Consider the following 14,011-nt stretch of genomic DNA (forward strand, 5'->3'; position numbering starts at 1 on the left):
GGCGGCTCAGGTGTCCGGTGGTTGGGCGCCGTTGCCGGGCGCGGGTGCGTGGGTCGGTGCCCGCCCTCCCCCACTCTCGGCTGCGCTCGAGCGGGGGGACCCCCATCGCCCTGCGGAACGACTGCCCCCCGACCCACGGGCGAGAGGGCTCGGGGGGATTCCCCCGAGCCCTCTCGCTCCTGTCCTACTTCTCGGTCACCCCCGCCGAGTCGAACGTCGCCACCTCGTTCATGGCCCGGGCCGTGCTCTGGACCAGCGGCAAGGCCAGCAGGGCGCCCGTGCCCTCGCCGAGGCGGAGGTCGAGGTCGACCAGGGGGCGGAGGCCCAGCTTGTTGAGGGCCGCCACGTGCCCGGGCTCCGCGCTGCGGTGGCCCGCGATGCAGGCCGCGAGGACCTCGGGGGCGATCGCACGGGCGACCAGGGCCGCGGCGCCGGCGCTGACGCCGTCCAGGATCACCGGGGTGCGCAGGGACGCACCGCCGAGCAGGAGGCCCACCATCGCCGCGTGCTCGAAGCCGCCGATCGCGGCCAGGACCCCGATGGGGTCGGCCGGGTCCGGCTGGTGGACCTCGATGGCGCGGCGGACGACCTCGGTCTTGCGGGCCAGGGTCTCGTCGTTGATGCCGGTGCCGCGGCCGGTCACCTCGGCCGGGTCGGTGTCCGTGAAGACCGAGATCAGGGCGGCGGACGCCGTGGTGTTGGCAATGCCCATCTCGCCCGTCAGCAGCGCCTTGTTGCCGGCCGCCACCAGGTCGCGGGCCGTCTCGATGCCGACCTCGATGGCCTGCTTGGCCTCCTCGCGGGTCATCGCGGGCCCGGTCGTCATGTCGGAGGTGCCGGCGCGGACCTTGCGGGGCAGCAGGCCGGGGGTGGCGGGCAGGTCGGCAGCGACACCGACGTCCACCACACACACCTCGGCGCCGACCTGACCGGCGAAGGCGTTGCAGACCGCTCCCCCGCCGAGGAAGTTGGCCACCATCTGGGCGGTGACCTCCTGCGGCCAGGGGGTGACGCCCTGAGCGTGCACACCGTGGTCACCCGCGAAGATCGCGACGGCTGCGGGTTCCGGGATCGGCGGCGGGCACTGGCGCGAAAGCCCGGACAGCTGCGCGGAGATGATCTCCAGCATGCCGAGCGCACCGGCCGGCTTGGTCATGCGCTTCTGCCGCTCCCAGGCCTCGCCCAGCGCCTTGGCGTCCAGCGGACGGATCTGGGCCACGGTCTCGGCGAGCAGGTCGTGCGGCTCCTCACCGGGCAGCGCGCGACGGCCGTACGTCTCCTCGTGCACGACCCAGGACAGCGGGCGGCGCTTGGACCAGCCGGCCTGCATCAGCTCGGGCTCGTCCGGGAACTCGTCGACGTACCCGACACACAGGTAGGCGATGACCTCCAGGTGCTCGGGCAGGCCGAGCGCGCGGACCATCTCGCGCTCGTCGAAGAAGCTGACCCAGCCGACGCCGAGGCCCTCGGCGCGGGCGGCGAGCCAGAGGTTCTCCACGGCGAGCGCGGCCGAGTACGGCGCCATCTGCGGCTGGGTGTGGCGGCCCAGGGTGTGGCGGCCGCCGCGGGTCGGGTCGGCGGTGACGACGATGTTCACCGGGGTGTCGAGGATGGCCTCGATCTTCAGTTCCTTGAACTGCTTCGCCCGGCCCTTCGGCAGCGACTTCGCGTACGCGTCGCGCTGGCGCATGGCCAGTTCGTGCATGCTGCGGCGGGTGTCGGCGGAGCGGATGACGACGAAGTCCCATGGCTGCGAGTGGCCGACGGACGGGGCCGTGTGCGCGGCCTCCAGGACGCGGAGCAACACCTCGTGCGGGATGGGGTCGCTGCGGAAGCCGTTGCGGATGTCGCGGCGCTCGCGCATGACCTTCATGACCGCCTCGCGCTCCGCGTCGTCGTAGGCGGGCGCGGCCGGGCCGGTGGACTGTCGTACTTCTTCCACTGCGGCCGTGCTCTCTTCTTCCTGGTCGGCGGCCCTGGTGTCCAGGTCCTCCGCGTGCTGTACGAGGTCGGGGTCGGCCTCCCGCGGGGCGGGGACCTTCACGATCGGCTCCGGCGCCTGCGCTTCCTCCGGGGGGAGGGTGAGTGCGTGGGGTGGGGTCGGGGCGAGGTGCGGGGTGGTCGGCACGGAGCCGTCCACCAGGACGAACTGGCCGAGGGACGCGTCCGGTTGCGGGTCCGCCGTCTCCGCGGCGAGCGGCTGGAGGGGCTCCGTGGCGGGATCCGGTCGGGCCGGGTCCGCAGCCTCGTCAACCGGGGGTGCGGGCGGGGCCTCGGCGGAGACTACGGCCGGCTCGGGTGCCAGGGGCTCTGCGGAGTGCGCCCGGTCGGCACCCGCGTCGGCCGGTTCGGCGGCCGGGACGGAGGGCGCCGGAGGCACGGCGGCGGGGGCCGGGTCGGCGACGGCAGCGGCCTCGGGCTGCGCTTCGGCGTCCTGTGCGGGCGACGGTGCGTGCTGGGCGGACTGGACCGGGCTGCTCTGGCGCTCCGCTGCCACGAGGGGTGAGGGCTCGGGAGCGGTGCTTGCGTCTCCGGCCGGCGCCACGGGCTGCGCCGCGTCCGGGGCTGCCGGGAAGGGGGTGGCTCCGGCGGCCTCCGCGGCCTGGGGCACGTGCGTGGGCGCCTCGGCGGTCGGGGCGGGCTCGGCGATGACCTGGGCCGGTTCGGCGGTGACAGCCTGGGCGGGCTCCAGAACGATGGGCTGGGCCGCCGCCAGGTCGGCGGCGTGGGCAGCTTGGCCGGCGTCCGGCGCCGTGGTCTCGGGTGCCTGTGCGGCCTCGGGAGCGATTGCTTCAGGCGCCTGTTCGGTGTGCAGTGCGGCCGGGGCGGAGAGCTGTGCGGCTTCCGGTGCGACGGCCTCGGGGAGCTGACCGGCCTCGGCGGCCACGGCCTCGTGGGCGACTGCCTCGGGGAAGTGCCCGGCTCCCGGCGCGACGGCCTGGGCCGACTGCTCGCTCGCGGGCGCCACGGCCTCGGCGACCTGCGGCGCTTCGGGCGCCACGGCGGCAGGCTGCTCGCTGCCGGGCGCAGCGGCCTCGGTGAGCGGTGCGCCCTCCGACGTGACGGGCTCGATGACCGGCGCGCCCTCTGGCGCAAGCCCCTCGGCGACCGCGGCAGCCGCAGGCGTAAGACCCTCGGGTGTGGCCTCAACCGTCGCCGCCCCTTCCGGCGCGTGGGCCGCCTCCGGAACCTGTCCGGCCTCCGGGGCGGGTGCCGCTCCGGGAACCGGCACGGCCTCGGGTGCAGGCTCGGTAGCGGGTGCGGCCTCCACGCCGGGCACGGCCGCAGCGGGCCGCCCGCCTTCGGGGGCGACTCCGGCCACGGGCGTCTGCGCGGCCTCGGGCGCGGAACCGACCAGCCCCTCCTGCGCGGTGTGCGAGGCCACCGGGGGAACCGCCCCCTGCTCCACGTCTTCGGTGGCTCCCGCAGGAGCCGCCTGCACGCCGTCCGCGGCGTACCCGCCCGGAGCCCCGTGCGCACTCGCCGCGGCTGCGAACCCGCCTGGACCGACGTGCCCGTCCCCGGCAACCGGACCGTCCGCGGCGCCCCCGGCGGCCTGCCCGCCTTCCACGGCGGACACCCCCACCGGAATGTGCCCGCCCTCGGGGCCGTGGGCCACGCCGACGTCACCGCTCTGCGCAGCCGGAGCGGACTCCGTGGCGACGTGGGCCATGACGGGCTGCGCGGCGGCCGGCTCCGCGCTCGGTTCGGCCGCCGGAACAACCGTTTCCGCAGCCGGTGCCTGGGCGTTCACCGGTACCCCTGCCTGCACCGCGGCCTGCGCCTGGGCGCCCCAAGGGGCCGCGCCCTGCGGAGGCATCTGGTGCGGCTGGGGGGCGTCGAAGTACTCGGGGCCGGTGGCCGGCGTGGCGGGCTGGCGTACCGGTGCGCCCGCGGGGCCGCGGTCGGCGAGGGAGCGGACCGGGCTTGCCGAGGTGTCGGGGATCGGCGGGCCGAGGTGCAGCGGGCGACGCGGCGTCACCGGCGCGGGGGCGGGCGTCGGGTTGGGCAGGCGGACGCCGCCGAGGTCGACCGAGCCGCTGTCGCGGCCCGCCGTCTCGTGCGGGCCCGGCTCGTGGACGGCCTCGACGACCGGCTCCGGCGCGGGCGGGGCGACCTCGTTGCCCCACGGGCTCTGGGCCCCCGGCAGCAGCAACAGGTCTTCGTCCTCGGCGGTGGTCTCGGAGAGGTAGGTGTACGCACCGTGCGCGTGGACGCCCGGCTGTTCCACCATGCCTGCGCTCTCCGGCAGCCCCTCGCCCGGGACCTGGCCGGTGTCGGTCATGCGTACCCCTCGCCCATCGGTTAGTGCTTCTACGTCCAGCCCACCGGGAGCGGCGCACCGACCGCCCCCGCAGTGAAGAACGAGCGTGCCTGCCCAGCGGCACGAACGACCCGTCCCCAAAAGGCGACAAAGCCATTCAGTGGCATTGTCCCGGCCGTTCCTCCGTCACGACAGGTTGATCCGCGACGACCCGCTGTGGACTGCGCCACGTTGCGCGTCCTCCGGTTCTGCCGTACCGCACCCACCCCAAAAGGGGCGCGTTTTCCGGACATTGACGAACGAAGTTCCGGGCCACCTGGTGCGGTACAACGGTCGGCCAGCCTACCGCGAGCGGTACGACTACAGGATCACCGGGACGGCAGAAACCAGGATCACTGGGACGGCGCCAGGGTCACGACGTGCGCCCCGGGAGTACTCCGCTGAGCAGGAACGCGACGCTCCGCTCCGTCTCCGTCCAGGCCCTCGTGTCGAGTTCGACGGACTGGATCAGGGCGCACTCGACCTGGTAGCCGTGTTCGGTGAGGTCCCGGCCGATCAGTTCGGCCGCGTCGCGGGTGGCGGCGTGGGTGACGATGCGCTGCGGACGGCGGTCGGCGACCGCCGAGACCACGGCCGCTCCCCCGCCGCCGACCCGGACGACGTCCGGCTCGGGGAGGTTCTCCAGGACGTGCGGGGCCGTTCCCTGCACGATCTGCAGCTGGACGCCGAAGTGCCGGGCGGCGGCGTCCGTGCGGGCACAGGCCTCCAGGGCCCGGTCGACGGCGATGACGGCGGCCCCGGCGCGCGCGGCCTCGGTGGCGAAGGCGCCGCTGCCGCAGCCGATGTCCCAGACGAGGTCCCCCACACGCGGGCCGAGCCGGGCGAGTTGGGCGGCGCGCAGCAGATCCGTCTCGCCCTCGCCGAGCGGGCCGTCGTAGGCCTCGGCGGGCTGTGTCCAGCCGCGCGGTCCGGCTCCCGGGTCGCGTCCGGCGAGCCAGCCGCCGCCCTCGCCGGGGACGCCGGGGCCGGCGGGTCCGCCGATGACGATGACGACGTTCGGGTCGCGCCAGGTGTGGTCGGGGGCCTTGTCGGAGGTGACGACGGTGACCTGTTCACGGTCGGTGCCGAGTTCCTCGCAGATGACGAAGGTGCGGTGGACGCCTTCGAGGAGGAGGCCGAGTTCGGCGGGGCCTGCGCCGGGTGAGGTGAGGACGGCGACTTTGGTGTGGGCGCGGCACACATTCACTGCGCGTCGCAGGGTGCGGCGGTGTGCGACGACCACTTGGGCGTCGTCCCAGGGCATACCGGCGCGGGCGAAGGCCGCGGCCACGGAGGAGACGGCGGGGACGACCTCGACCTCGAGGCCGAACTCGGGTGCGCGCAGGGTCCGTACGACGCCGAAGAATCCGGGGTCGCCGTCGGCCAGTACGACCGCGGTGCCGCGGTGGCCGGCGATGCGGCGGGCGGCGAGTTCGACACTGCCGAGGCGGATGCGCTCGGCGCGGGGCGGCACTTCGGGGAGCGCCAGGTGGTGGGCGGCACCGGCCACCAGCGTGGCGGCGCCCAGGGCGGAGCGGGCCGCGGCGGTCAGGGGCGAGCCGTCCCAGCCGATCACCGTGACACGGTCGGCCATCGTCGTCGGTCTCCAGGGGTTTTACGCAGGTCGGGCTCCGTGAGGGTACCTGGTGTCAGGTGCGGGCCCTCGAGCCCCCAGGTTTCAGTTCCAGTCGGTGAAGGTCGTGAAACCGCCGCTGTCGGCCAGTTCCTCGCCCGCGCCGTCGAGGTCCTCCGGCAGCAGGCTCCACACGATGAAGTCGGTGCGTACGTCGCTCCAGGTCCCGTCCTCGGCGCGGACGTGGGCTATGCAGGCGTTGCGCAGGACGCCCTCGCTGATACAGCCGATCTTCTGGGCGACCTGCTGGGAGGCGGTGTTGTCGGCGGCGGTGCGCAGCTCGATGCGCTCCAACTTCTGGTCCCCGAAGAGCCATTGGGCGGTGGCGAGCGCGGCCTCCGAGGCGTAGCCCTCGCCGCGCGCCCATGGGGCGATGATGTACGACAGCTCGGTGGACCGCACGTGCCAGTTGGTCTTGGCGAGCTGGACGATGCCGACCAGGCGCTGGGTGAGGAACTCGGTGACGGCGAGATCGAGTCCGCGGCCCGCCGCCCGCTCGGTCGGGGCGTACTCGGTGATCCAGTGGCGGGCCTGGTCCTCGGTGAAGGGCTGGGGGACGTCGGTCCAGGCGCCGACCTGCTCGTCGTTCATCATCTCGGCAAGCCCGTTCACGTCGTCCTCGTCGAGGGGCCGCAGCACCAACCGCTCCGTGCTGATGGAGATGTTGGGGAAGGTGCTAGTCATGCGCCACTCCGTAACCTTCGGAAAACCTTCGGGGCCTGCTGAACTGCCCAGCATGCAGCATGTCGGCACGGAACCGCACCACGGGGCCCACACCAGGTGAGCGAGTGGACCCCGTGCGTGGCGATACGCCGTATACGTGCCGTCAGGAGAAGGTTCAGAAGGACGGGATGACCGAGCCCTGGTACTTGTCCTCGATGAACTTCTTCACCTCGGGCGAGGTGAGCAGCCCCGCGAGCTTCTTCACCCGCGGGTCCTTCTCGTTGCCCTTCTTCACCGCGAGGAAGTTGCCGTAGGGGCTGTTCTTCGCGGACTCCAGGACGAGGGCCTCCTTGGCGGGCTTGATGCCCGCGGAGATGGCGTAGTTGCCGTTGACGACCGCGGCGTCCACGTCGTCCAGGGAGCGCGCGGTCTGGGCCGCCTCGACCTCCTTGAACTTGAGGTTCTTCGGGTTCTTGGCGATGTCCTGCGGGGTCGCTTCGCTGCCCGCGCCGTCCTTGAGCGTGATGAGTCCGTTGGCCGCGAGCAGCTTGAGGGCGCGGGCCTCGTTCACGGCGTCGTTCGGGACGGCGATGGTGGCGCCGCTCTTCAGCGCGTCGGCCTTCTTGACCTTGTGGGAGTAGAGGCCGAGCGGCTCCAGGTGCACGGTGACGACGGGCACGATGTGGGTGCCGCGCTTCTTGTTGAAGTCGTCGAGGTACGGCTGGTTCTGGAAGTAGTTGGCGTCCACCGAGCCGTCCTCGGTCGCGGTGTTCGGGACGATGTAGTCCTGGAACTCCTTGACCTGCAGGTCGAGTCCGGCCTTCTTCGCCAGGTTCTTCTTGACGAAGTCCAGGATCTCGGCGTGCGGGGTCGGGCTTGCGGCGACGATCAGCGGTCCGCTGTAGTCGGAGGAGCTCGAGGCGGAGTCGGTGCCCGAACCGCAGGCGGTGAGCCCGAAGGTGAGGGCTCCGGCGGCGAGGACGGCGGCGGTGAGCTTTGCGGTGTTACGCACGAAAAGTGCCTTTCCTTAAGGGTGGAGCGACCCCGCGGCTGGTGGTGCGGGGAGTCTGTGGGGTGCTCAGGCGGCGTGGCCGACGTCGGCCGAGGCCGGCTCCTCGGCCTTCAGCAGGCGCAGCTTCGGCGCCGGGCCAGAGCGGCCGCCGCGTCCGTGGAGCGAGCGGGCCGCGTAGTCGCCGGCGAACTGGATGACCGAGATCACGACGGCGAGGGTCGCCACGGTGATCCACATGAGTTCGGTCTCGAAGCGCTGGTAGCCGTAGCGGATGGCGATGTCGCCGAGGCCGCCGGCGCCGACCGTGCCGGCCATCGCGGAGTAGCCGATGAGGGCGACGATCGTGGTGGTGGTGCCGGCGATCAGTGAGGGCAGCGACTCGGGGACGAGGACCTTGCGGACGACGGTCCAGGTGTTGCCGCCCATCGACTGCACGGCCTCGACGAGCCCGCCGTCCACTTCGCGGACAGCCGTCTCGACAAGACGCGCGAAGAACGGGATCGCCCCGATGGCGAGCGGCACGATGGCGGCCTCGCGGCCGATGGTCGTGCCGGTGATCCAGCGGGTGAAGGTCATCAGGGCGACCATGAGGATGATGAACGGCATCGAGCGGGCGACGTTCACGATCTGCCCGAGGATTTTGTTGGCGAGGACGTTCTGCAGCAGTCCGCCCCGGTCCGTGAGGACGAGCAGGATGCCGATCGGGAGCCCGCCTACGACGGCGATCAGCGTGGACCAGCCGACCATGTAGAGGGTGTCCCAACACGCCTGCGACAGCAGCGGCGACATCTCCGACCAGGTCACAGCTCGGCACCTTCCTTGAGCAGTACGGGCTCCTGGCCCAGCACGTCGATCTGCAGGCCCTGTTCGCGCAGGAAGCCGATCGGTACGACGTTGTCCTCGTAGCGGCCCGGCAGTTCGATGCGCATCCGGCCGACCTGGAGTCCGCCGACGGTGTCGATGGCGGCGCCCAGGATCGAGATGTCGATGTTGTAGGTGCGCGAGAGCTGCGAGATGACGGGCTGGGTCGCGGCCTCGCCCTGGAAGGTGACGTCGACGACGGTGCGGTCGTCACCGGTGGCCTCGCCGTCCACCGGGAAGAGGGCGGAGGCCAGCTCGGAGCCGGGCGTCGCGAGCAGTTCGCTCACCGTCCCGGACTCGACGATGCGGCCCTTCTCCATCAGGGCGGCCGAGTCGCAGATCGACTTCACGACGTCCATCTCGTGGGTGATGAGCAGGACGGTCAGGCCCAGCTGCCGGTTCAGGTCGCGCAGCAGCTGGAGGACGGAGCGGGTGGTCTCCGGGTCGAGGGCGCTGGTCGCCTCGTCGGAGAGCAGCACCTTCGGGTCGCCGGCCAGGGCGCGGGCGATGCCGACGCGCTGCTTCTGGCCGCCGGAGAGCTGGGCGGGGTGGGCCTTCGCCTTGTCCGCGAGGCCGACCAGGTCGAGCAGCTCGAGTGCCTTGCGGGAGCGCTCCTTGCCGGACCTGCCGAGGATCTCCAGCGGCAGCTCGACATTGTCCTGGACCGTCCGCGTGGACAGCAGGTTGAAGTGCTGGAAGACCATGCCGATACGGCTGCGCGCCCGACGGAGCTCCTTGCCGGCGCGGGGTCCGCGCCCCGCGAGGGCGGTGAGCTCCTGCCCGGCAACGGTCACCGTCCCGGCGGTGGGCCGCTCCAGCAGGTTGACGCAGCGGATGAGGGAGGACTTGCCGGCGCCGGACTGGCCGATGACGCCGTACACCTCGCCTTCGCGGACATGCAGGTCCACGCCGTCCAGGGCGGTGACCTCACGGCCGCGTGAGCGGTAGACCTTGGTCAGGCCTGAAGTCGTGATCACTGGGTTTTCCGTCACTGTCGAGTACGCGGGCGTGGGTGTGCCCTGGTACGGAAGGGAAAGTCATGCGCGGCGGGCTCGGTCACATACGGCGGACGGCGTACGGACATGCCACGGCGGCTCGCTTCGGGGCGCGAGGCTCAGGGGGTGGTGCAGGGGCCCTCTAGAAGGCGCGCATTCGACACATACAACGAGCACCGGGCGTCATGGTCGCCTCGGTCGCAAGGGTGCGGCAGCTCGTCGTGGTCATGCGATCAGTAAAGCAGACGTATCGGAGCGACCGAGAACCCGCTGTCCACATGGCGGACAGTGATGGACAGGCGTCGGCCGCGCAGGGACCGCCCGGGCCGGGCGCGGCAGGTCTTTTGGGCCGTAATAAGGTCGCTGCATGCTTGATGCCCTGACGCTGGCGACCGGTGTCGCCGCGCTGCTGCTCGCCGCCTGGTGCGGCTGGGCCGCCTATCGAGACCAGCCGACGAAGGACTGGCACTTCATCGGCATGGCCGTGGTGTCGCTGCTGGCCGTGGTGCAGCTGGTGATCGGGATCGTGCAGCTGGCGCGGGGCGAGAAGCCGGAGCAGGGCACGACGATCTTCGTGGCGTATCTGCTGGGCGCGTTCGCGTGTGTGCCGGCGGCGGGGTTCATGTCCTTGGCGGAGCGCACCCGTTGGGGTTCGGTGACGGTGGCCGCCGGCGGTATCGTCCTGGCCGTTCTCGAAGTGCGGCTCTACGACATCTGGGGAGGCTGAGGTGACCTCGGTGCAGGAGAAGCCCACGAGGACGCGGCTGATCAGCGGGCCGGGGATGCTGCTGGTCTGGTTCTACGGCGTGATGGTCGTCGGCGCCGTGTCGCGGTCCGTCTACCAGATCGCGACCGAGTTCGACCGGGCACCGCTCGCCTACTCGTTGTCCGCCGTCGCGGGCGTCGTCTACGGGTTCATCACGTACTCGCTGGTCCGCGGCGGCGAAACCGCCCGCAAGGCGGCACAGGTGTGCTGCGCCGCCGAACTCGCGGGTGTACTGGTCGTCGGCACCTGGACCCTGGTCGAGCCCTCCGCCTTCCCGGACGCGACGGTGTGGTCGGACTACGGCATGGGGTACGTCTTCATCCCCGTACTGCTGCCGCTGTCCGCGCTGTACTGGCTGCGCAGGAACCGCACCGTCACGCAGTAGCCACGTACGCCTCGGCCGGCTTCTCCAGCACGATCATCGGCACCCCGTCGCTGCCCTGCGAGGTGCCCACGGCCTGGTAGCCCACCCGGCGGTACAGCCGCAGGTTGCCCTCGCTGCGGTGGCCGGTGTGGAGGCGGAACACCTTGGCGCCGCGCTCCTCCGCCAGCGCCGACTCGGCCGCGCGCAGCAGCCGCGCACCGATGCCGTGGCCCTGCAGACGGGGGTGGACGCACAGCTTGCCGATGGAGGCGGAGCCGTCCTCGGTGACGCGGCCGCGGACCGAGCCGACGACCTCCTCGCCGAGCCGCGCCACATAGACGCAGTCGGCGGCCACCTCCTGGCGGACCGAGTCCAGGCTCTGGACGAGCGGGTCGATGCGGTAGTTGCCGTACAGCGCCGCCTCGCTCTGGAAGCACAGGTACTGGAGCCTGAAGATCTGCTCTGCATCCTGCTCGGTCGCCACCGAGATGGTCACGCTCATGCCCATGTGCGCACGCCTCCCGCTCACCTGATCGCCACGTTGTCCCTCACTCCTATCCCCGCGGTTCGCGGGCCGCAACCTCCGGCGAGAGCAAACGACGAAGACAACCCAGGCATCTGGAACGTTCCGGGCCGAGACTGCCCTGTGAGATACCCAACTCCCCCGCGATTTCCCGGTATGTCAGGTCCTTCGGGGACAGCAGGGCCTCCATCAGGCTGGGGCAGCGGCCGGGCAGGCGGCGGACGGCGTCGCGCAGGGCCCGGCCGCGGGCCGCCGCGAGGGCGAGCTGTTCGGGGTCGCGCTCGACGTCGTCGGCCGGCTCGATGTCGTACGGACGTTCGTGTCGGCTCGTACGGCGGGTGCGGCGCACCTCGGAGCGGACAGCGCTGCGCAGCCAGCGCTCGGGGTCCGGCGGCGGGCCGTCCGCCTGGAGGTGTTCCAGGAGGCGGAGCCAGACCGCCTGCTCCAGGTCGCCCGGCTCGGCTCCGGAGGCATGCGCCTCGGCGGAGGCCTCGGCGGTGAGTAACGGGCGCAGAGCGGCAACCAGGTCGTGCGTCATATGCGGTTCGACGCGGCCGCCCGGGGCCGAGTTGCCCGGACGGCCGATGGTTCACCCCAACCGGGGCAAGGGGCTCAGCCGTTGACGAAGTCCTCGCGGGCCAGCACGCCGGTGTCGGCGTTGTCCGTGAAGACGCCGTCGATGCCGGTGGCGAAGTACGTCTTGAAGGCGCCGAAGGGGTCGCCGTACGCGTCCGCGGCCGTGCCCTTGCGGTACTCCGCCGGCAGGAACGGGTTCTCGTTGCGCATGGTGTAGGGGTGCAGGATCAGGCCGACCTTGTGCGCGTCGGCGACGAGGGTGGTCGGCTTGTCGAGGCTGCCGTCCGCCTTCTTGGTGATGATCAGGTCGAGGGTCGGGCCGAGGCCCTGCGCATAACCGGCGATCTCCCTGAGACCCTTCGGCGTGATCAGGTCGGCGACGGTGCGCGGGTCGCCCGCCTCGACGAAGTCCCAGGGACGGCTGTTCGCGGCGGACAGGAGCACCACCAGCGGGTTGTCGACCAGCTTGTTCAGGCGCTGGATGCTGCTCGGCTCGAAGGACTGCAGGATGACGGGCGAGTTCCGCCGGTCCTTGCCGTACTTGTGCAGCAGCTTGGCGACCCGCTCCTCCAGGCCCAGGCCCAGCTTGCGGAAGTAGGTGGGGTGCTTGGTCTCCGGGTAGATCCACACCTGCTTGCCGCGCTTGCGGGTCTGCTCGTCCTGCCACTTCAGGACCTCTTCGAAGGTGGGGATCTCCCAGCGGCCGTTGTAGATCGTGTTGTGCGGGCGGTTGGCCGGAATCCGCTCGACCGCGCGCAGCGTCTTCAGCTCCGCGAGGGTGAAGTCCTCGGTGAACCAGCCGGTGACGGAGACGCCGTCGAGGACCTTGGTGGTCTTGCGGTCGGCGAACTCGGGATGGTCGGCGACGTTCGTCGTCCCGCCGATCTCCGGCTCGTGCCGGCAGACGAGATGGCCGTCCTTGGTGGGGACCAGGTCGCCGGCCTCGACGACGTCGGCGCCCAGGTCGAGGGCCAGGTTGTACGAGCCGAAGGTGTGCTCGGGCCGGTAGCCGCTGGCCCCGCGGTGGCCGATGATCGTCGGCTTGGGCAGGCTCTTCAGCCCGCCGTACGCCTGGCCGGCGCCCGCGGCTCTCGCCGTGCCGGACAGGCCCAGGACGGCTCCGCCCGCGCCGAGTACCGCCGCGCCGAGGAGTGCCCGTCGTCCGGTGCCGCCTGTCTGCTCGTTCTCCTGCGTTCCCATGAGCGCCTCCCCTGACGTCGGCTCGATCTGTTCTGTCGGCGCGCCGATCGTAGGGGCGTGGACATGACGCGAGGGAGGCGTTGGCCGGAACATGCGGGTGACTCGGGATGTCGTATGGGGTCGTACGGGGAACGGGATGCGACGAGGGCTGAAGGGGCCCGCTCCGCTCGCCCGTTCGGCGGCGAGTCGTCCGTCACATCGTTCCGGCCTGTTACCGGCAGGCAACGCGGCGTCACCCCAGGTAAACCCGCGTCAACAGTGCGTAAGACCTCCGTGAACCCGATGTGCAAGACCCCGGTGACCGCGAGTATCGTCCTCACCTGCACATACTCATACCGAATCCCTTGACACCGGAGGGCCCGTTGTCCCGCTTCGCGCTCATCAAGGCAGTGCTCGGACCGATCATGCGCCTGATGTTCCGCCCACGGGTGGAGGGCGCGGAGCACATCCCGGGCGACGGTCCCGTCATCCTGGCCGGCAACCACCTGACCTTCATCGACTCGATGATCCTGCCGCTCGTCTGCGACCGCCAGGTGTTCTTCATCGGCAAGGACGAGTACGTCACCGGCAAGAGCCTCAAGGGCCGGCTGATGGCCTGGTTCTTCACCGGCGTCGGCATGATCCCGGTGGACCGCGACGGCGGCCGGGGCGGGGTGGCCGCGCTGATGACCGGGCGCCGAGTGCTGGAGGAGGGCAAGGTCTTCGGGATCTACCCCGAGGGCACGCGGTCGCCCGACGGCCGGCTGTACCGGGGGCGCACCGGCATCGCGCGGCTGACGCTGATGACGGGGGCGCCGGTGGTTCCCTTCGCGATGATCGGGACGGACAAGTTGCAGCCGGGCGGGGCGGGGATGCCCCGGCCGGGCCGCGTCACTGTTCGTTTCGGCGAGGCCATGGAGTTCTCGCGGTACGACGGGATGGACCGCGATCGGTACGTGCTGCGGGCGGTTACCGACTCCGTGATGGCCGAGGTCATGCGGCTGTCGGGCCAGGAATACGTGGACATGTACGCGACCAAGGCCAAGGCCGCGTAGCACCTCCGGCGGTCGGGCGGTTTTCGGGTGCGGGTGCGTCGTGGTTGCTCGCGCCCACGCGGCGGAGCCGCAAATCGATAC

Annotated in this window: 12 protein-coding genes; 3 read left to right on the forward strand and 9 right to left on the reverse strand. The window is 71.7% G+C overall.

What is annotated here, in order from left to right:
• Positions 1 to 184: 184 nt before the first annotated feature.
• The 6 genes from cobT to ACFY1E_RS14045 all read right to left on the reverse strand — a co-directional run bounded on the left by cobT (position 185) and on the right by ACFY1E_RS14045 (position 9,449).
• Positions 185 to 4,285 (reverse strand): nicotinate-nucleotide--dimethylbenzimidazole phosphoribosyltransferase, encoded by a 4,101-nt coding sequence (gene cobT, locus ACFY1E_RS14020; protein ID WP_389075267.1) that lies wholly within the window; start codon positions 4,283 to 4,285, stop codon positions 185 to 187.
• A 391-nt stretch (positions 4,286 to 4,676) separates the two neighbouring features.
• The gene (gene cbiE, locus ACFY1E_RS14025; protein ID WP_389075270.1) at positions 4,677 to 5,897 is read right to left on the reverse strand and encodes a precorrin-6y C5,15-methyltransferase (decarboxylating) subunit CbiE; all 1,221 of its coding nucleotides are present in this window, start codon (positions 5,895 to 5,897) and stop codon (positions 4,677 to 4,679) included.
• 84 nt (positions 5,898 to 5,981) lie between these two features.
• Complete coding sequence (locus tag ACFY1E_RS14030; RefSeq protein WP_389075271.1) at positions 5,982 to 6,620, reverse strand: GNAT family N-acetyltransferase; 639 nt, start codon at positions 6,618 to 6,620, stop codon at positions 5,982 to 5,984.
• 154 nt (positions 6,621 to 6,774) lie between these two features.
• Positions 6,775 to 7,611 (reverse strand): MetQ/NlpA family ABC transporter substrate-binding protein, encoded by an 837-nt coding sequence (locus tag ACFY1E_RS14035; RefSeq protein WP_389075274.1) that lies wholly within the window; start codon positions 7,609 to 7,611, stop codon positions 6,775 to 6,777.
• Positions 7,612 to 7,677: 66 nt separating this feature from the next.
• A complete protein-coding gene (locus tag ACFY1E_RS14040; RefSeq protein ID WP_389075276.1) occupies positions 7,678 to 8,415 on the reverse strand; it encodes a methionine ABC transporter permease in 738 nt (245 codons plus the stop codon).
• The gene (locus ACFY1E_RS14045) at positions 8,412 to 9,449 is read right to left on the reverse strand and encodes a methionine ABC transporter ATP-binding protein (RefSeq protein WP_389075279.1); all 1,038 of its coding nucleotides are present in this window, start codon (positions 9,447 to 9,449) and stop codon (positions 8,412 to 8,414) included. Before ACFY1E_RS14045 ends, ACFY1E_RS14040 begins: the two co-directional genes overlap by 4 nt.
• A 385-nt stretch (positions 9,450 to 9,834) precedes the next feature.
• Between ACFY1E_RS14045 and ACFY1E_RS14050 the strand changes: the two genes are divergently transcribed.
• Complete coding sequence (locus ACFY1E_RS14050; RefSeq protein WP_389075281.1) at positions 9,835 to 10,194, forward strand: hypothetical protein; 360 nt, start codon at positions 9,835 to 9,837, stop codon at positions 10,192 to 10,194.
• 1 nt (position 10,195) lies between these two features.
• The gene (locus ACFY1E_RS14055) at positions 10,196 to 10,618 is read left to right on the forward strand and encodes a hypothetical protein (RefSeq protein WP_389075283.1); all 423 of its coding nucleotides are present in this window, start codon (positions 10,196 to 10,198) and stop codon (positions 10,616 to 10,618) included.
• Here the strand turns inward: ACFY1E_RS14055 and ACFY1E_RS14060 are convergent.
• From ACFY1E_RS14060 to ACFY1E_RS14070, 3 genes are all read right to left on the reverse strand, one after another.
• Positions 10,608 to 11,105 carry a GNAT family N-acetyltransferase gene (locus ACFY1E_RS14060; RefSeq protein WP_351466450.1) on the reverse strand — a complete coding sequence of 166 codons (498 nt, stop codon included), beginning with the start codon at positions 11,103 to 11,105 and terminating at the stop codon, positions 10,608 to 10,610. The two genes, ACFY1E_RS14055 and ACFY1E_RS14060, sit on opposite strands and share 11 nt — an antisense overlap.
• Positions 11,106 to 11,151: 46 nt before the next feature.
• A complete protein-coding gene (locus ACFY1E_RS14065) occupies positions 11,152 to 11,658 on the reverse strand; it encodes a sigma-70 family RNA polymerase sigma factor (RefSeq protein ID WP_389075286.1) in 507 nt (168 codons plus the stop codon).
• A gap of 74 nt (positions 11,659 to 11,732) precedes the next feature.
• Positions 11,733 to 12,896, reverse strand: coding sequence for a glycerophosphodiester phosphodiesterase (locus ACFY1E_RS14070; protein WP_389075288.1), 1,164 nt, complete (start codon positions 12,894 to 12,896; stop codon positions 11,733 to 11,735).
• 362 nt (positions 12,897 to 13,258) lie between these two features.
• Between ACFY1E_RS14070 and ACFY1E_RS14075 the strand changes: the two genes are divergently transcribed.
• Complete coding sequence (locus ACFY1E_RS14075; protein ID WP_351466442.1) at positions 13,259 to 13,930, forward strand: lysophospholipid acyltransferase family protein; 672 nt, start codon at positions 13,259 to 13,261, stop codon at positions 13,928 to 13,930.
• The last annotated feature ends 81 nt before the right edge of the window (positions 13,931 to 14,011 follow it).

The organism is Streptomyces sp. NPDC001604, from assembly GCF_042893475.1.
Taxonomy (GTDB): domain Bacteria; phylum Actinomycetota; class Actinomycetes; order Streptomycetales; family Streptomycetaceae; genus Streptomyces.